The sequence below is a fragment of the Chitinophaga niabensis genome (assembly GCF_039545795.1).
GTDB lineage: Bacteria > Bacteroidota > Bacteroidia > Chitinophagales > Chitinophagaceae > Chitinophaga > Chitinophaga niabensis_B.
Genome location: NZ_CP154260.1, coordinates 1,885,505 through 1,902,467 on the forward strand (window position 1 = coordinate 1,885,505; position 16,963 = coordinate 1,902,467).

Here is a 16,963-nt window from a genome sequence, read left to right on the forward strand (position 1 = left end):
ATTCACGTTGTTTACCAGCGTATGCTCAATTTACAATAATAATCCGCATCGTTATCCTGTACGGTTAATTGGTACCGGCCGGGATAGACAAGGTCCAGCCGCTTGCGCACATTGTGCAGGCCAATGCCTCCCGTTTTATCTTTCCGGGCACCTGATTTGAAATTGAATACAGCGAACTGTAATTCCTCTTCATTACAGGTGATATCAATGGTAACAGGCTTTGCTGCCTGGTTAGCGATCCCGTGTTTGAATGCATTCTCCACAAAGGGCACCAGCAACAAAGGCGCTATTTCATAAGCTTGCGGGTCCCCGGTTATGGTGAGGCGGATGCATTCATCACAGCCGGTCCGTAAGCGTTGCAATGCGATATAATCTTCCAGGTAACGGATCTCATCCACCAGTTTACTGCGGTAGCTGGTAACAGGCGGTTGCGCTACCATGTATTCCAGTATATCTGAAAGGGTGTGTGTGGCATCCACTACCTGTGGCGAACGTACCAACGCCAGCGAATAAATGCTGTTCAGACTGTTCATCAGGAAGTGGGTGTTGAGTTGCATTTTCAGGAAGGCAAATTCTGCCTGCTGTTTTTGCTGGTCTAAGTTCTTCCTGCGTTTATCTTCTTCCAGCCAGGAAAAGAAGAGCACGTAAGCAACAGCGGCCAGCACTACCAGGGTATTGCTCCAGAGCCCATTGAAGAAGAACTGGCCGAAAGTTCTGTACACTTTGGCATTGCCCCTTGTGCCCATCAGTAATACCTCTTCCCGGAAGAAGAAATGCGCTATGAAATATTTAAACAGAATAAAGACCAGGATCAGCGGGATCAATTTAGCCAGCAAAGCCCACCAGTTCCTGTTACGGAGGAATACCGGGATAGGCCATATAATAGTAACATAGAACAGAAAGAAGCTAATAAAACCGAACAGGCCGTTGTTAATATGAATGTAAGTTGTAAGAGGACCTGGATTACCTAAAATGGTCATCCCATACATCAGCGTCATCCAGATCGCGAGGAGTACAAAGGGACGATATGTAAAGCGTGCGGGCATCAGGCTAATTCAGGATATAAGGGTGTTTTAAAGGCTTTATGTTTTGCCTTCAGGGATAAGGAATCAGATTGAATATTTAGTTCCACCATGATAGGAGCCGGGGAGGATTGTTGTTGTAAGAGTTGTTCTGTGGCAGATTGTAATAGCAAGGGTTCTATACTGAAACCGGCTGTGCTGCCATTGATCTGCAAGCTGATCACCTGTTGCGGAAAGAGGCGGTTATGCAGCTTTAAGTAGATATCATAAAAATGCAGTTCCCTTTGCAGGCTGGCCTTCTCCCGTTGAACAGATTTATCGTACAACATATACCGCAACAGTTCTGATAATTGCAGGATACATTCAACACCTTCCTGATCTCTTTTCTCTTCCACCTTCAATACATCCTCCAATGCCTTTAGTTTGCGTAATAATAACTGCGAGGATAAATGCATCCGCTCATACTGCCGGGAAACATCTGCTACGGCCTTTTCCAGCTCACGACTGTTTTTATCGCTCGAGCGCCAGTTGATGAAGATGTAATAAGCATATGCTACAAAAGTAACCAGCAGGCTGGTTTGCAGGGCTATACGTGAATAGGCGAAGAAGGATAAGTAGGTTTTCTTTATACCTATCAGGGCTATAGCTTTCTGTAATACAATATCAGCGAAGATGAGCCCAACACCATATTTGATCAGGCAGAAAGCAAGCAGCGTAGCAACAACTGCAACGATCGCCTTTTTGCCCTTTAAGGGGAATACTACAAATACAAGCAGGTAGAACAACTGGAAATTGATAAACCCATAACCGATGTATCTTACCAATATCCATTGCATACCAAAAGAAGAACTGAAATTTGCCCGGAGCTGCGGGGAAATATAGAGCATTACCAGCGCCATCCAGATGGCCAGGTGTACGAGATAACGGTATGGTTTGCTGCTGAGCATTAGCCCCGTAAGTTACAGTATCCACGCGGAGTTTGGGCGATTACAGGAGTGTTTTTTTTCATACTTGCAGGGTGCCGGAACGTACATTCAGAATGCCTGTACGTACTATTTTAATGGGATGGAATGCAGATCTGTTTACTTTGGTATAATCGTTTCATTTAATCAACAACCAACCTAAACAATGAAAAAATTAGTAGTTGTGGCAGCCCTGATGAGCCCAATGGCCCTGATGGCACAAACACAGAAAACGGCCCTCCCGAAACAGATCACCGTAAAAGGGAGTGTAAAGTTTGCCGCGCCGGAAGAGCGTTTCAGAAAGATCTGGCTCTCCCGCGATAATGGTACAGGCAAAGCTGTGGTAGTGGATTCTGCCGTTCTCGGAGCCGACCTTACCTATTCTTTTAAGATCAAACAGGATCATCCCGGTATCTATAAACTGAACATCATGCAATGGGACCATATCAGCTTCTGGAGCGATGCTGATGTAACTGTTGATTCCCGCGGATACGATACTGCGAAGATGAAAATGAAGATCCCGCACTTCTATCTTGTAAAAGGCTCTTCTGACAACAATTTCATCAACCAGATAGAATTGAACAATACCAATGGTTACCTCCGCATGGTAGATGAATTGAATGAAGAGTACTACGCTAAAAAATACAAGGATGAAAAAGGCGATTCCGCCTGGATCAGTTACCTCAAAACCCGCAAGCGTTATAACCCCATGAGAGAAGACGCCAGAATGCGCGAAGAACTGCTCATGGAGATCTATAAGGACCGCCCGGTATTGATCTATGCCCTGCGTGGTATGGCAGGTACGGAAGACGGAGAGAAATACGCAGCCGTATTAACCAAACTGGATAACCTGATTGCAAAATATCCCTGGTTAACAGAAGCGAAGGAAATGAAAACCACCATCCTGAAGAACAAGGCACAAGCCATGAAACTCAAAGCAGGACAGCCTGTTCCTACCATCGCTTATCCTGATGACCTGGGTAAATTACAAGGCCTGGAGCAATACAAAGGCAAATATGTACTGGTAGATTTCTGGGCCAGCTGGTGTGGTCCCTGCCGTCAGGCAATTCCAAGAGTGAAGGAGTTGTACACGCAATACAAGGAGAAGGGATTGGAGGTAGTGAGCATCTCTATCGATACAGATAAAAAAGCCTGGAGGAAAGCAATGGAAGAAGAAAAGATGAGCTGGATGCAGTTGTTGAGTGATGATAAGGATAAAACGATGGAGATGTTCCAGTTTTCAGGTATTCCCACCATGTATATGATCGATCCGCAGGGAAATATCATTACAAGGTTTACGGGCTTTAGTCCTGAGGCGCAAAAGGAGGCAGAGGGGATATTGGCTAAGGGTACATCTGCGAAGCCTGCAACAGAGAGGAAGTCGATTCCTATGACTTCGTTTTGAAGCATACCAGAAGTAGTGAGGAAGCAGTAAGACATATTATAAAAAAGCCTTCAGGTGGTATAGCCTGGGGGCTTTTTTATTGGATCCAGGAAACAATCTCTTCCAGATACTGCTTATCTGTTTCATCAAACTCATTCAGTTCAATACTATCCACATCCAATACACCGGTAACTATTCCATTCTGCAATATCGGCACCACAATCTCAGACCGTGATAAACTGCTACAGGCAATATGCCCCGGAAAAGCCTCTACATCCGGCACGATCAGGGTTTGTGCCTCTGCCCAGCTGGCACCGCAAACACCTTTCCCTTTACGGATACGTGTACACGCTACCGGTCCCTGGAAAGGGCCTAACACCAGTTCATCCTGTTTTACGAGATAAAAACCTACCCATAACCAGCCGAACTGTTCTTTCAGTGCGCCTGCAATATTGGCGAGGTTAGCAATGAGGTCCGGTTCACCGGTGATCAGTGCTTTGATCTGTGGGAGAAGGGATTGGTATTGGCTTTCCTTTGTGCCTTTAATAATGCTGAGATCTTCTGCCATAAAGGAAATTAGAGGAATCCTAATTCAAGTTTCGCTTCTTCGCTCATCATATCTTTTGTCCATGGCGGATCAAAAGTAAGGCGTACGTCTGCATTGGTAACGCCGGGAATAGCCATGATCTTATCATTCACTTCCTGCATAATACTTCCTGCCACAGGGCATCCGGGGGCGGTGAGGGTCATGATCACCACTACATTTCCATCAGCCACATCTATTGAGTACACAAGGCCCAGGTCGTATATATTCACGGGGATCTCAGGATCGTACACTGTGTGTAACGCTTCTTCCACCTGGTCTCTGAGTGTTATTGTTTCCATGATAACGTCAGTTTTGAATTGATTTAGCCTGGTATCCTATAGCATACAGTTTGATCTGTTTCAGCATGGACAGCAAGCCGTTGGAACGGGTAGGGGAGAGATGGCTGGTAAGGCCGATGGCATCTATGAAATAGATCTCTGCTTCTGCGATGTCTTTCGGCGTTTGGTTGCTGAGTACCTGTATCACCAGTCCTACAAGGCCTTTGGTGATCACGGCATCACTGTCTGCAGAGAATACCAGTTTGCCATCCTGTAATTCTGCATGCAGCCATACTTTACTCTGGCAGCCACGGATCAGGTTATCGTCTGTTTTATACTTCGGGTCAATGAGCGGCAGGTCTTTTCCCAGCTGGATGATGTATTCATATTTCTCCATCCAGTCTCCAAACACTTCGAAGTCTTCTATGATCCTGTCCTGTTGCTCTTTGATAGTCATATTCCGGGTTTTAAATTATCCCAGCAAAGTTACGGCTTTACGCACACCTTGCACAAGGCGGTCTATTTCTTCCGTGGTGTTGTACACAGCGAGAGAAGCTCTCACGGTGCCGGGAATATTGAATCTTTCCATTAGTGGCTGTGTACAGTGATGGCCTGTGCGTACGGCAATTCCCTGCTGGTCCAGCAGTACACCCACATCGGAAGGGTGGTGGTCGCCGATCAGGAAGGAAATAGCGGCTGCGCGGTGTTTGGCTTCTCCAATGAAACGCAGTTGCGGAATGGTGCTGAGTTGTTCGATGGCATACCTGGTGAGCTGATGCTCATATGCCTGGATCTTATGGATCCCCAGCTGTGTTACATATGCCATGGCAGCACCTAAACCAATTGCTTCGCAGATGGCAGGTGTACCGGCTTCAAACTTCAGCGGAATATCAGCATAAGTGGTTTTGGCGAAAGTAACATGTTTGATCATGTCTCCACCACCCTGGTAAGGCGGCAGTTTATGCAGCCAGCTTTCTTTACCATAAAGGATACCGATGCCGGTAGGGCCGTATATTTTATGACCGGATAAAGCGAGGAAATCAACATCCAGGTCGCGCACCCTGATCTGGATATGTGGTGCAGCCTGGGCCGCATCCAGCAATACAGGGATACCCTGTGCATGTGCCAGCCTGATGATGTCTTTTACCGGGTTGATGGTACCGAGGGAGTTGGAGATCCAGGTAACGGCTACGATCTTCACGCGGGGATTGAGCATAGACTCAAATACATCCATTTCCAGCTCACCTTTATCCGTGATAGGGATCACTTTGAGGTGCGCTTTCTTTTCTTCACAGGCCAGTTGCCAGGGAACGATATTGGAGTGATGCTCCATGGTGGAGATGATCACTTCATCCCCTTCGTTCAGGAATTCTTTGCGGAAACCTGCTGCCACCAGGTTGATGGCATCTGTGGTACCTTTTGTGAAGATAACTTCAGTATGATCAGCGCCAATGAAGCTGGCCACCTGGTGGCGGGCAGCTTCATAAGCGGAAGTAGCTTTCTGGCTGAGGGTATGTACACCGCGGTGTACATTACTGTTGTAGCCGGTATAATATTCCTGCATGGAACGGATCACCTGCACGGGCTTTTGGGTAGTAGCCCCATTATCCAGATACACAAGCGGGTTGCCATTCACAGTCTGCTGAAGGATCGGAAATTCGTTCCTGATCAACTCCACATCCGGCCAGATAATATTTTGCGTTGCGGTGGTTTCCATTTGATCGCGGTTTTTAGTTGTTCACCGCAGCAGCGAGGTATTTTGAAGCTAAAAGCTCCACCTGTTTGCGTACGGCAGGTATTTTAACCTGGGCCGTGATATCAAAGGCGAAGGCTTTCACCAGCATAATGCGGGCAGTTTCATCACCAATACCGCGTGCCTTCAGGTAGAAAAGCGCTTCATCGCTCACCTGGCCGATGGTAGTACCGTGGCTGCATTTCACATCATCCGCAAATATTTCCAGTTGCGGTTTGGTGTAAATGTTGGCAGTAGGACTGATCACCAGGTTATTGTTCTGCTGAAAAGCGTTGGTTTTCTGTGCGTCTTCGTGTACATAGATCTTGCCATTGAACACGCCGGTTGCTTTGTCCATCATCACACCACGGTACAGTTCATTGCTTTCGCAATGCGGCATGCGGTGATCAACAGAGGTATGGTTATCTACCAGCTGATTACCGGTGGCGATGTAGAACCCGTAGAGATGTGTTTCTGTACGTTCCGCGTCCAGGGAGATGTTCAGGTTATTACGAACAAGGTCTGCTTCACACAAAGTGAAAGTATAATTGTTGTAAAGGCTTTTGCCATGTTGCTGCACCAGTGTTTGATTAATGGCGCGGGTTTGCTGGCAGCCTGTTTGTAACTGGTAGTGATCCAGCTGTGCACGTTCAGATGTTACGGCTTCTATCACACTGTTCACAAATACACTGCCTGCGAGGTTCAGACCTGCGGCGGATTCTATGACCTGTAAATGAGCACCCGGCTGCACTACCCACAGATGGCGGGGTTGTACGAACAGGTTGCCTGTATTGTGATAGAGGTGAATAACATGAATGGGTTGTTCTACCAGCACTTTGGCTTTTGCTTCAATAAAAAGACCATCATTGAACAATGCAGTATTGAGTTGTGCAAAGTGATGTTCTTCCAGTTTCTTGCTTTTATTGAAGTATTGAATGAAGGCAGATTCGTTGGCCGCTTCGCTCATTTTGCAAACCGTTACCTGTGCAGCGGGAGGCAGTTGAGAGAATTGCGGTTGCAGCACGCCGTTCAGCAATACTACGCGGTAAGTATCCGGCAGCAGGAGGCCGGTGGCTTCCAGTTGTTCTGCAGAAAGGGCAGGAGCGGCCGGTAACTGAAGGCTGATACCGCTTTTCAGGTAAGGCGTAACATTGGTGTATTTCCAATCCTCCGTTTTAACTGTAGGGAATCCGCCCAGGGCCTGGAAGCGTGCAAAGGCAGCTTTCCTGTCATCCAGCCATTGTGCTTTGCTGCTCAGTTCAGAGAACTGTTCCGGCAGCTGGTCAATTAATGATATGTTAGATGCGATGGTCGTCATGTTGTTTTTACCTATTGTACCGGTTCTTCTAAACGGATGTCTTCTTTCAGCCAGTCGTAGCCTTTTTCTTCGAGTTCCAGGGCCAGTTCTTTGGTGCCTGATTTCACGATACGACCGTTGTACAGTACGTGTACAAAATCCGGAACAATGTACTCCAGTAAACGCTGGTAGTGGGTGATGATGATGAAAGCAGTGTCTTTATTGCGGAGTTTGTTCACCCCTGCAGATACGATGCGGAGGGCATCGATATCAAGACCTGAATCCGTTTCATCCATGATAGCCAGCTTAGGTTCCAGCATAGCCATTTGAAAGATGTCGTTACGTTTCTTTTCACCACCGGAGAAACCTTCGTTGAGGGAGCGGTTCATCAGGTTGGCGTCAAATTCCATCAGCTTTTGTTTGGACTTCAGCATGTCCAGGAACGCTTTGGCTTGCATGGGCGGTTGGCCATGGTAAGCGCGGATCTCGTTCACCGCTGTTTTCAGGAAGTTGATGTTTGAAACACCGGGTATTTCTACCGGGTACTGGAAGGCAAGGAAGAGACCTTCACGTGCGCGTACCTCAGGACTCATGTCCAGCAGGTCTTTACCATCGAAATCCACAGAACCTTCTGTTACTTCATAAGCTTCGCGGCCAGCGAGTACAGATGCGAGAGAGCTTTTACCGGAACCGTTAGGCCCCATGATAGCGTGTACTTCGCCCGCTTTCACATTCAGATTAATGCCTTTCAGTATAGCATTTCCTTCTACTGCCGCATGCAGATTGTTAATATTAAGCATTTCTTTGTCGTTTATGTTATCCAACACTACCTTCCAGGGTAATGGATAATAATTTTTGCGCTTCCACGGCAAATTCCATGGGGAGCTGGTTAAGAACTTCTTTTGCGTATCCGTTAACGATCATATTCACTGCCTGTTCGCTGTCAATTCCACGTTGGTTCAGGTAAAACACCTGGTCTTCCCCGATCTTGGAGGTAGTGGCTTCGTGTTCCACCATCGCCGTGTTGTTCTTTGACTCGATGTAGGGGAAAGTATGTGCTCCGCAACGATCACCGATCAGCAGGGAATCACATTGTGTGAAGTTACGGGCGCTGGCTGCGTTAGGGCCTACTTTTACAAGACCGCGGTAAGTATTGTGACCGTGGCCTGCGGAGATACCTTTGGAAATGATACGGCTTTTGGTATTCTTACCAATGTGTACCATTTTGGTGCCTGTATCTGCTACTTGTTTGTTAGCAGTTACGGCAACAGAATAGAATTCACCAATGGAGTAGTCTCCCTGTAAAATTACACCCGGATACTTCCATGTGATCGCAGAACCGGTTTCCACCTGGGTCCAGGAGATCTTGGAATGATGACCTTTACAGATACCGCGTTTGGTAACGAAGTTGTAGATGCCGCCTTTACCGTCTTTATCACCTGGGTACCAGTTCTGAACGGTAGAGTACTTGATCTCTGCGTTATCCATAGCAATGAGTTCTACCACCGCTGCGTGGAGTTGATTCTCGTCACGCATAGGTGCTGTACAACCTTCCAGGTAACTTACATAACTGCCTTCATCTGCCACAATGAGCGTACGCTCAAACTGACCGGTGTTTTTGGCATTGATACGGAAGTAAGTGGAAAGTTCCATCGGGCAGCGCACGCCTTTTGGAATATATACAAAGGAGCCGTCTGAAAAGACTGCGCAGTTCAGGGCGGCGTAAATATTGTCTGATTGAGGGACTACTGTACCGAGGTATTTCTTCACCAGTTCAGGGTGTTCCTTAACAGCTTCGCTGAAGGAGCAGAAGATAATGCCCAGTTCGTTCAGTTGTTTCTTGAAAGTGGTGGCTACGGATACACTGTCAAATACAGCGTCCACGGCAACACCGGAAAGGAGTTTTTGTTCTTCCAGTGGAATACCCAGCTTTTCAAAAGTACGGAGGAGTTCAGGGTCTACTTCATCCAGACTTTCATATTTCACCTGCTTTTTAGGTGCGGCATAATAGGAAACACTCTGAAAATCAATTTCAGGGAGTTTAAAGTTCTGCCAGGTGGGCATAGTCAGTTTCTGGTACAGCTGATAACCTTTTAACCGCCATTCCAGCAGCCACTCGGGCTCCTGTTTTTTGGCAGAAATGAAGCGTACGATCTCTTCGCTCAGGCCCGGAGGTGCAATATCCATTTCGATCTGCGTCTCAAAACCGAACTCGTAATCGCGGCCTGCCAGTTCCTGCAATATGTCTTGTTCTGCGTTCATATATTTTGCTTCTCTATCAATTTATTCTTCAAAATCGTTCAGAATTCCCCTTTTTATGTGAGATGATACTGCAAAGATAGGTCGTCCGAAGCGGTATATTATCAATATAAGGAGGGAATTTCAGCTATGGTAACCAAATACATGCATTGAAATCTCCGCAAAGTTACGATATTTGCTAATAAAGCAAGTAAAAACTTGGAAAACTACAAGGCATATCATACCTCTTCATCTGACCGTATGTTGTTGCTGCTCAAGACCAAAGGGCCGCTTTCAACAAATGGCATTGCTCAGGAGCTGGGAATTACCGGCGAGGGGGCACGTCAGCAGCTACAGCGGCTGGCGGAGGAGGGTTGGGTAGCTTTTGAGTCCAGCTCCAAGGGAGTAGGCCGCCCATCTTTAATATGGAGCCTGTCCGACCGGGGGAACCGCCGTTTCCCGGATACCCATGCTGAATTGACAGTGCAGCTGATCAATACCATCCGGGATGTATTGGGAGATGAGGCTTTGGGAAATGTGATCTCCGCCCGGGAGCACAAAGCACTTTTACGTTACTATGACATTATCAGGCTGGAAGAAGGGCTGGAGGGCAAGGTGCGGAAATTTACGGCTTTGCGGTCTTCGGATGGGTACCTGGCGGAATATAGGGCCGAGGGGGATGGATTCCTGATGATTGAGAATCACTGCCCGATCTGTGCGGCGGCGAATGCCTGCCATGATATCTGTAAAGTGGAATTGCAGACCTTTCAGCAGATCTTTAAAGAATGGGCTACTGTTGAAAGATTGGATCATGCGATAGAAGGAGCGAGGCATTGTGCGTATAGAATATTGCCTGTTTAATTTTATTTTTTTATTACATTTGCACACCCGTAGCGAAAATGCTGTGGGTTTTTTTGACTCCCTAGCTCAGTTGGTTAGAGCTACTGACTCTTAATCAGTAGGTCCTGGGTTCGAGCCCCAGGGGGGTCACTTCGCAAAGCCTTATCAGTTCATACTGGTAGGGCTTTTTCGTTTCAGGTCAAATACGAAAAAATTTGTTTTTACAGGACTGAATCTATAACTTATATCAAACTGAAATCAAAAGAATGCAACAAATCAAACCCTATACAGGTATTAATGAAGCAATAGTTTCGCTGGATAATGGTGGACGCTTTTACAACATCCTTACGCAGGCAGAAGATGGGATAATTTCTCCCGCTGAAGTAGGAAAAGTCGGAGGACTATTTAATGAAAAGCAAAAAATGATACTCTTCCTGGAATTGTCCATTTCAGCACTGGACCCAGCAGCTAAAGCTGAATTAATTTCAAAATTGGACAGTAACCTGCAACGCAGTTATCAAAAGTATAAGGCCCAGGAACTATTGCCTTCTGAAGCCAATGATCGTGGCGTCATTTCCTCCAATGCAATCATCACCGGATTTCCCAAAATGCGGGAATCCAAATCAGATCTTAACGGATTTATATTGATTCCGATCAGCACCGGGAAGGCGATGACTTTTGTTCCGGTCCCCATTATTGATAAATACGATATTTATGAAATAAGGGATGAAATATCAGCTGAGACCTTTCTGATTGCCCATGCCAGAGGAGAAGAAAAACTACCGGAACAGCAAATTAAAGTAGCTGGGGTCTTAAAGGAACTGAAATTGAAAAAGGATGAAGAAAGCACTACGAAATTCCTTGAGGTCAATTACTTTTTGAATGTAGATGGAGCTATTGTTTGAAATAAATGAGAGTTTTTCCATCTTTCAGACGCTGAAGGTCTCTTACGTTCGATTGATTTTCCTCTTACCTGTACCGGAATTATTATCATTTATAAATAGAACCAAGTGGTCGTCTAGAAATATAAAGTTCATTTGCTGTGAAATTTGTGCTAATACGTTTTAATTTCCCGTTTTTATATCGTAATTAGCCATAAACTTAGCTACCCACTTTGCTATGGATATCTCTAAAAAAACAAAATGGACATGGAAGGATGGTTTGGATCATTTCAGAAAAATGATTGCCCCACCTGATAAGGCCTTAATTATTCAAAACGAACTTACAAGACTTAATTCAAGGCTTCCTTTAGAAAATGGCTTTTTGATCTCTGACAAGAATAGGCAATCCCAGATAATTACAGGGCTTGCAGACGGCTCAATCAGTATTGACTTTTGGGAAAACGGAATTTGCTGGCACACACAACTTCTTAAGGATATACCTGCTGCAACAAATGCGGCTTATTTATGGAACGATATCAGAGAAAATAGCGGCTTTATTGAAAAGGAAATTCCATCAGTTCTATTTCCGGAGAAGAGAAAACAGATTGAAATAAGCAGTCAGCAATATATTAAATGGCATTGGCAGCATCTGGTGTATGGTAACACAAAAACTGAGAATGAATTTATCGAACTGCTCAAAGATAATTCTACAATTACAAAGCTCATGACTTTTCATCAGTTATGGGACTTTGGATTAAGTAGACATATTGGAAATTATGGCAATGATCTGAAAAACGATCTGCTAAGAGCAAAAATTCAGGACAAAATAATTGAAGTACGAACAGAAGAAATGGCGAGGGACGATTATGGAAAGGGGGTGCATAATTGTATCGGCAAAGGAGATGCTCCAACCGCTTATAAACTTATAGTTGATAACCTGCCTGCTGACCTGGATTGGGCAGAATACCAGACACTTGAACAGTATCTTAATCGAACGGGCCTGCGTTAGGGCTAATAAAGCATAGTTTAGCACGCTACTGGTTAAGCATCCTATCGCATACAAGAATAGAATATGCTGGAATCGGCATCTAAAACGATTTGGCCCAAAGCTTGTACTGAATAGATCAGTTCAAATCAACTGATATGACAGTAAAAACAGCTTTGGCACAAGATGAAAACGGCGCCATTGGTGTATTAACGTTGGCATTCAGCGTTGACCCCATGGCCAGATGGTCCCTGCCGGACCCCGCAAAATATCTGGCAACTTTCTCCTCAATAACAAAGGCTTTCGGCGGAAGCGCGTTCGGGAAGGGCACGGCTTACCTTGCCAATGGCTTTACCGGCGCTGCTTTATGGCTGCCGCCAGGTGCCAAATCTGATGAAGAATCCTTAAAGAGGTTGTTCGATGAGAACACCAATGATGATATAAAAGAGGATATGCAGCGAATTTTTGAGCAAATGGAAAAATATCATCCAACCGAACCGCACTGGTATTTGCCCATGATAGGTGTGGATCCGGCGCATCAGGGTGGGGGGATAGGTTCTGCACTGATGACGGAAGCGCTCAAGGCTGTTGACCGTGACGGATCAATCGCATATCTCGAATCTTCAAATCCCAGGAATATTTCATTATATCAGCGGCATGGTTTCGAGGTTATCGGCGAAATTCAATCCGGCAGTTCGCCTGTTTTACGCCCCATGTTGAGAAAAGCACGATGAATCATGAATAATAAAGCAATACTCGAAAAAGCAAATGCTGCCATCACAGAGGGAAACAATGAGGGATTCCTGCTTTTCTGCACAGAGGATACGGAGTGGACATTTGTTGGCGACAGGACCTTACGAGGGAAGGAAGCTGTCAGGCAGTATATGGCAACAACGTACGCAGAGCCGCCCAAATTCATGGTTGAACATTTGATTGCAGAAGGTGACTTTGTTACGGCGGTTGGTAAGATCAGTTTGAAGAACGAAGACGGGAAAACAGTCAATTACGCTTACTGTGACGTTTGGCGATTTCGCGATGGCAAGATGGCCGAATTGAAAGCTTTCGTCATTGAGACAAAATAAGACTGATCTGAACTACCCAGGCAAGTATAGGAACATTGCCCATATTAATGTATCGTATAATCCTTTACGTCCACTTCCGATAATCTGAAATATCCATAAGCGAAGTTTTCGAAATGGGCCTGATTGATGATATTTCCTCTCACCGAACCTGGTGCTGTTTGAAACGGGCCGTTACCAGCCCCGGATGCTGCTAACAGTTTTCTGAAATAATCATAATATCTCCTGGAAATTCCATACAGCCTGATGTTTATCAGATCTCCGGAATCCAGATCTTCGTCAGAAAAATATTCCTGCATCAGCTTGCCCTGACTGTTCTTGTCATCTTTAGCTTTATAATCCGGATACTTTGATACAGGCGACAGGATACGATGGAGATAGTGGTTTTCCTCATTGCCATTATCCTGGTAGTAATATTTGATTTCCACTTCATTACCTCCAAATCCGCCGGCATTATTCTGTTCAATATTATTTTCAATATGCGGCACACCTATACAAGTTTCGGTTGCGGTATAGGTTTCCCCATTTAAAACTACTTTTAATGTATAAGTTTCCCCGATAACCGGAAGGAAATTGGAACAGATATATTCTCCTGTTCCGGGGTTTTCTGTAAAACGAAAAACAGTGTTTTCTGAATTTGTTATCACTATATCCGCTCCTGAAACTGTTGGGAATTCGGTACTGTAATATCCCGTTGTAGTGGAGAGTTTGATCTTCTGCTCATTGCCTGTCGTTCCCTTTACCCAATCAATCGATGCGTCAATTACCAGTTTCGGTTCAGCTGTTTCCAGGTCCACATCCACTACTTTTGTGCAAGACAGTATAAAAAAACAGGATGAGACAATCAGGTATTTAAGTGTATTTTTCATTTTTGTATTGTTAGCATTAAAATTTGAAATTGTAAGTCACACCCGGAATGATGCTGAAGATCGATATCCTCTTTGCTTCGCTCAAGCCTGTTTCCCTGTTTTGCTCGAACATCATAGATGCGGCGTTGCTTCTGTTGTAAACATTGTAAAGACTGAACACCCATTCACCTTTCCACCTTTTTTTACTGTCAGGTTTTCGTATATAGGTTGCGGATAGGTCCAAATGATGATAAGCCGGAAGTGAATTAATATTTCGCTCTCCGTAGTTGGCAACCGTAATTCCCTGGTACTGATATTTACCGATGGGATAGGTGGCAGCTTTCCCCGTCTGGTAAGTGAAAATGCCGCCAAAACTCCATTTTTTCGTCAGTTGATAAGCGGCGGTGAGTGAAAGGTTATGCGTTTTGTCGTAATTGGCACGATACCATTCGCCGTTGTTAATACCAGGTTCTTCTGCGTTCCTTCCCGGTGTGCGTTGCTCTGCTTTGGAAAGGGTATAAGAAAGCCAGCCTGTGAGTTTTCCGGTATTTTTCTTCAGCATCAGCTCAAGTCCGTAAGCCCTTGCCTCCCCGTTTAGCAGTACCTGTTCTATGGCTTTGTGGGCAATCAATTCAGCACCGTCAATGTAATCTGCTTTGTTTTTAGTTTTCTTGTAAAAGGCTTCTGTTTCCAAAGAGTATTTTCCATTGCGGAAATTTCTGAAATAGCCCAATGCAACCTGGTCAAGAATTTCGGGTTTCAGATATTGGTCGCTCGGTGCCCAGATGTCGAGTGGAGAAACGGACGCTGTGTTGGAAATCAAATGGATATACTGGCTCATCCGGTTATAACCCGCCTTAATGGATTGGTTGTCATTTATAGTATAGGAAACTGCCAAACGAGGTTCTAGATTTCCAAAACCAATAATCTTTTTGTTTTTATTGTAATGTGTTACACTGGTAGGCGTTCCTTCCTCATAAATTTGTAACTCGGGGTTGAAGATCACTGCCTGATCATTGGCATAATTATTTACATTCTGTTCTCCCAACCGTTGGAAATTGCTATACCGCAGTCCGTAATTCAACGATATTTTGTCCGTGAGTTTGTGATCGGCACTGATATACAATGCATTTTCCCAGGCATATTTTTTTTCGAGCTGGTCTGCATTGATCGGCGATTTAGCATCCATAGGTTTTATTGTACCGGGGTTGAATTGGTAGTAGATGGAGTTGATGCCATAATTCAAAACCAGTTTATCAGACAGGTTATGGCTGAAATTGTACTTCAGATTATAATTACGGATGTCCGATGTCCAGTCAATACCAACAAATTTTATCTTCAGGCCATAATCGTACTTACTGTAAATGACCGATGCATTAGAAAAAAGTTTCTCGGAAAAAGTATGATTCCAGCGAAGATTAAAGAATGAGTTTGAATAGTTGTTGCTGAAAAAATTACTGAAATCCATTTTGTCCTTACCGAAATATCCGGAAAGGAAGATCCTGTTATTGTCATTGATCTTGTAATTCAGTTTGGCATTCAAATCATAAAAGGAAACAGAATTGTCATTGTCCGCCAATTTCATAAGTAAATGAGCATAAGAAGTACGGCCGGCAACCACAAACGAACCTTTATCTTTTACAATAGGACCTTCTGCCAGTAATCTGCTTGAAACCGCTCCAATTCCACCCGTTATGTGATATTCTTTGTTATTCCCTTCTTTTTGATAAATATCCAGAACAGAGGAGGTGCGCCCACCGAAATTAGCAGGTATTCCACCTTTATACAATTTCAGATCTTTGATCACATCAGCATTAAAAACGGAGAAAAAGCCGAACAGGTGTGAAGTGTTATAAACAACGGCTTCATCTAACAATACCAGATTACCGTCAACCGAACCGCCCCTGACGTTAAAGCCTGTTGCTCCTTCCTGTGCAGTGGAGACTCCCGGAAGTTGCAGAATGGCTTTCAAAATATCCACCTCACCCATAACTGCCGGCATCTTTTTGACGGTGGCGATGGAGAGTTTATTCACACTCATTTCCGGTTTTTGGATGTTGCTTGCTGAGCTATTGGATTTTATCACTACTTCATCTAAAGTTTTACTTTTTTCAAGCATCGAAAAATCCTTCCTGCTATTTCCTGTCAAAATGATATGTTCCTCAATACTCTCAAACCCTATATAGCTGATAACGATCGTATATTCTCCTTTAGGCAGGGTGATAGAATAGAAACCATACGCATTGGTTACTGCTGAAGCTTTTACTTCAGGAATGAAAACGCTTGCGCCGATTATTGTTTCGGTGCTTGTTTTCATGGTGATTGTTCCGCTTAATGTGACTTTCTGCTGTGAATAGGCCCCGAATGACATGGTTATTAACAGTAGTGTATAAATGATCTTGTATCTCATCTTGAAAAAATAGATTTAACAATTGCAGTTTGAACACAAAACTATTCCTTCGGATAACCGCCTTTTTCTTAATTATACCAAATGGGGTATCTTTTATAGCAAAGTATGTGGGGGTACTACCAAATATATTTTTTGTTTTATGCGTTTTTATAATGCTTCCGCTTTCGTATAAAAAGCACGGACTTTCGTATAAAAAGCAGGTCAGGCCATAGCTTTAAGCGGTATATTTGTTCTATACACATTTTATAAATGAATGATTTTACCCATCAACAGTTTATTAGCGAAAACGTGCTTTTTCGCTTTCTCATCTCACCTGACCGCAGGATATTCCGGCATCTGCTGCTCATTGTTTTCATAGGTGCTGTGTTGTACAACAGTACTTCCGTAATTGCCCACCCGGTAGCGTTATTTGTATATTTCA

The 16,963-nt window shown here is 44.6% G+C and carries 17 protein-coding genes and 1 tRNA gene; 7 read left to right on the forward strand and 11 right to left on the reverse strand.

The annotated features are described in order from the left end of the window. Positions 1–11 precede the first annotated feature (11 nt). Entirely contained in the window at positions 12–1,046 is a 1,035-nt protein-coding gene (locus AAHN97_RS07595) for a sensor histidine kinase (RefSeq protein ID WP_343306964.1), read from the reverse strand. Next, positions 1,046–1,969, reverse strand: coding sequence for a hypothetical protein (locus AAHN97_RS07600; RefSeq protein ID WP_343306965.1), 924 nt, complete (start codon positions 1,967–1,969; stop codon positions 1,046–1,048). Before AAHN97_RS07600 ends, AAHN97_RS07595 begins: the two co-directional genes overlap by 1 nt. 181 nt (positions 1,970–2,150) lie before the next feature. Between AAHN97_RS07600 and AAHN97_RS07605 the strand changes: the two genes are divergently transcribed. After that, positions 2,151–3,389, forward strand: a complete 1,239-nt coding sequence (locus AAHN97_RS07605) for a TlpA family protein disulfide reductase (RefSeq protein WP_343306966.1) — start codon at positions 2,151–2,153, stop codon at positions 3,387–3,389. Positions 3,390–3,465: 76 nt separating this feature from the next. Here the strand turns inward: AAHN97_RS07605 and AAHN97_RS07610 are convergent, their stop codons facing one another. The 7 genes from AAHN97_RS07610 to sufB are packed head-to-tail and all read right to left on the reverse strand — an operon-like array spanning position 3,466 to position 9,523. Beyond that, positions 3,466–3,936, reverse strand: a complete 471-nt coding sequence (locus AAHN97_RS07610) for a GAF domain-containing protein (RefSeq protein ID WP_343306967.1) — start codon at positions 3,934–3,936, stop codon at positions 3,466–3,468. A gap of 8 nt (positions 3,937–3,944) precedes the next feature. Further along, positions 3,945–4,253 (reverse strand): DUF59 domain-containing protein, encoded by a 309-nt coding sequence (locus AAHN97_RS07615; RefSeq protein ID WP_074237963.1) that lies wholly within the window; start codon positions 4,251–4,253, stop codon positions 3,945–3,947. 7 nt (positions 4,254–4,260) lie between these two features. Beyond that, a complete protein-coding gene (locus AAHN97_RS07620; protein ID WP_343306968.1) occupies positions 4,261–4,689 on the reverse strand; it encodes a SufE family protein in 429 nt (142 codons plus the stop codon). Between the two features lie 15 nt (positions 4,690–4,704). Continuing rightward, entirely contained in the window at positions 4,705–5,949 is a 1,245-nt protein-coding gene (locus AAHN97_RS07625) for an aminotransferase class V-fold PLP-dependent enzyme (protein ID WP_343306969.1), read from the reverse strand. A 13-nt stretch (positions 5,950–5,962) separates the two neighbouring features. Next, positions 5,963–7,282 carry a Fe-S cluster assembly protein SufD gene (gene sufD / locus AAHN97_RS07630; protein WP_343306970.1) on the reverse strand — a complete coding sequence of 440 codons (1,320 nt, stop codon included), beginning with the start codon at positions 7,280–7,282 and terminating at the stop codon, positions 5,963–5,965. 11 nt (positions 7,283–7,293) lie between these two features. Beyond that, positions 7,294–8,061 carry a Fe-S cluster assembly ATPase SufC gene (sufC, locus tag AAHN97_RS07635; RefSeq protein WP_074240424.1) on the reverse strand — a complete coding sequence of 256 codons (768 nt, stop codon included), beginning with the start codon at positions 8,059–8,061 and terminating at the stop codon, positions 7,294–7,296. Between the two features lie 16 nt (positions 8,062–8,077). Continuing rightward, positions 8,078–9,523, reverse strand: a complete 1,446-nt coding sequence (sufB, locus tag AAHN97_RS07640) for a Fe-S cluster assembly protein SufB (RefSeq protein ID WP_343306971.1) — start codon at positions 9,521–9,523, stop codon at positions 8,078–8,080. Between the two features lie 195 nt (positions 9,524–9,718). Here sufB and AAHN97_RS07645 point away from each other — a divergent pair, with 195 nt between their 5' ends. The 6 genes from AAHN97_RS07645 (at position 9,719) to AAHN97_RS07670 (ending at position 13,287) form a co-directional block, all read left to right on the forward strand. Next, a complete protein-coding gene (locus AAHN97_RS07645; RefSeq protein WP_343306972.1) occupies positions 9,719–10,360 on the forward strand; it encodes a helix-turn-helix transcriptional regulator in 642 nt (213 codons plus the stop codon). A gap of 55 nt (positions 10,361–10,415) precedes the next feature. Further along, positions 10,416–10,489 (forward strand) — tRNA-Lys (locus tag AAHN97_RS07650). Between the two features lie 116 nt (positions 10,490–10,605). Beyond that, the gene (locus AAHN97_RS07655) at positions 10,606–11,244 is read left to right on the forward strand and encodes a hypothetical protein (protein WP_343306973.1); all 639 of its coding nucleotides are present in this window, start codon (positions 10,606–10,608) and stop codon (positions 11,242–11,244) included. 214 nt (positions 11,245–11,458) lie between these two features. Next, the gene (locus tag AAHN97_RS07660; protein WP_343306974.1) at positions 11,459–12,229 is read left to right on the forward strand and encodes a hypothetical protein; all 771 of its coding nucleotides are present in this window, start codon (positions 11,459–11,461) and stop codon (positions 12,227–12,229) included. A 134-nt stretch (positions 12,230–12,363) separates the two neighbouring features. Then, complete coding sequence (locus AAHN97_RS07665) at positions 12,364–12,939, forward strand: GNAT family N-acetyltransferase (protein ID WP_343306975.1); 576 nt, start codon at positions 12,364–12,366, stop codon at positions 12,937–12,939. A 3-nt stretch (positions 12,940–12,942) separates the two neighbouring features. Then, positions 12,943–13,287, forward strand: a complete 345-nt coding sequence (locus AAHN97_RS07670; protein ID WP_343306976.1) for a nuclear transport factor 2 family protein — start codon at positions 12,943–12,945, stop codon at positions 13,285–13,287. A 44-nt stretch (positions 13,288–13,331) separates the two neighbouring features. On the opposite strand, the gene AAHN97_RS07675 is transcribed toward AAHN97_RS07670, so the two are convergent. Further along, positions 13,332–14,153 carry a DUF4249 domain-containing protein gene (locus tag AAHN97_RS07675; protein WP_343306977.1) on the reverse strand — a complete coding sequence of 274 codons (822 nt, stop codon included), beginning with the start codon at positions 14,151–14,153 and terminating at the stop codon, positions 13,332–13,334. A 16-nt stretch (positions 14,154–14,169) separates the two neighbouring features. Further along, a complete protein-coding gene (locus tag AAHN97_RS07680) occupies positions 14,170–16,542 on the reverse strand; it encodes a TonB-dependent receptor (RefSeq protein WP_343306978.1) in 2,373 nt (790 codons plus the stop codon). Between the last annotated feature and the right edge of the window lie 421 nt (positions 16,543–16,963).

What these genes read in the sequence shown, in the direction of transcription:
- sufD (WP_343306970.1), bottom strand. Translation starts at nt 7,282, where the DNA reads ATGACGACCATCGCATCTAACATATCATTAATTGACCAGCTGCCGGAA.
- AAHN97_RS07655 (WP_343306973.1), top strand. Translation starts at nt 10,606, where the DNA reads ATGCAACAAATCAAACCCTATACAGGTATTAATGAAGCAATAGTTTCG.
- AAHN97_RS07615 (WP_074237963.1), bottom strand. Translation starts at nt 4,253, where the DNA reads ATGGAAACAATAACACTCAGAGACCAGGTGGAAGAAGCGTTACACACA.
- AAHN97_RS07600 (WP_343306965.1), bottom strand. Translation starts at nt 1,969, where the DNA reads ATGCTCAGCAGCAAACCATACCGTTATCTCGTACACCTGGCCATCTGG.
- AAHN97_RS07595 (WP_343306964.1), bottom strand. Translation starts at nt 1,046, where the DNA reads ATGCCCGCACGCTTTACATATCGTCCCTTTGTACTCCTCGCGATCTGG.
- AAHN97_RS07625 (WP_343306969.1), bottom strand. Translation starts at nt 5,949, where the DNA reads ATGGAAACCACCGCAACGCAAAATATTATCTGGCCGGATGTGGAGTTG.
- sufB (WP_343306971.1), bottom strand. Translation starts at nt 9,523, where the DNA reads ATGAACGCAGAACAAGACATATTGCAGGAACTGGCAGGCCGCGATTAC.
- AAHN97_RS07605 (WP_343306966.1), top strand. Translation starts at nt 2,151, where the DNA reads ATGAAAAAATTAGTAGTTGTGGCAGCCCTGATGAGCCCAATGGCCCTG.
- AAHN97_RS07620 (WP_343306968.1), bottom strand. Translation starts at nt 4,689, where the DNA reads ATGACTATCAAAGAGCAACAGGACAGGATCATAGAAGACTTCGAAGTG.
- AAHN97_RS07680 (WP_343306978.1), bottom strand. Translation starts at nt 16,542, where the DNA reads ATGAGATACAAGATCATTTATACACTACTGTTAATAACCATGTCATTC.
- AAHN97_RS07675 (WP_343306977.1), bottom strand. Translation starts at nt 14,153, where the DNA reads ATGAAAAATACACTTAAATACCTGATTGTCTCATCCTGTTTTTTTATA.
- AAHN97_RS07610 (WP_343306967.1), bottom strand. Translation starts at nt 3,936, where the DNA reads ATGGCAGAAGATCTCAGCATTATTAAAGGCACAAAGGAAAGCCAATAC.
- AAHN97_RS07670 (WP_343306976.1), top strand. Translation starts at nt 12,943, where the DNA reads ATGAATAATAAAGCAATACTCGAAAAAGCAAATGCTGCCATCACAGAG.
- sufC (WP_074240424.1), bottom strand. Translation starts at nt 8,061, where the DNA reads ATGCTTAATATTAACAATCTGCATGCGGCAGTAGAAGGAAATGCTATA.
- AAHN97_RS07665 (WP_343306975.1), top strand. Translation starts at nt 12,364, where the DNA reads ATGACAGTAAAAACAGCTTTGGCACAAGATGAAAACGGCGCCATTGGT.
- AAHN97_RS07660 (WP_343306974.1), top strand. Translation starts at nt 11,459, where the DNA reads ATGGATATCTCTAAAAAAACAAAATGGACATGGAAGGATGGTTTGGAT.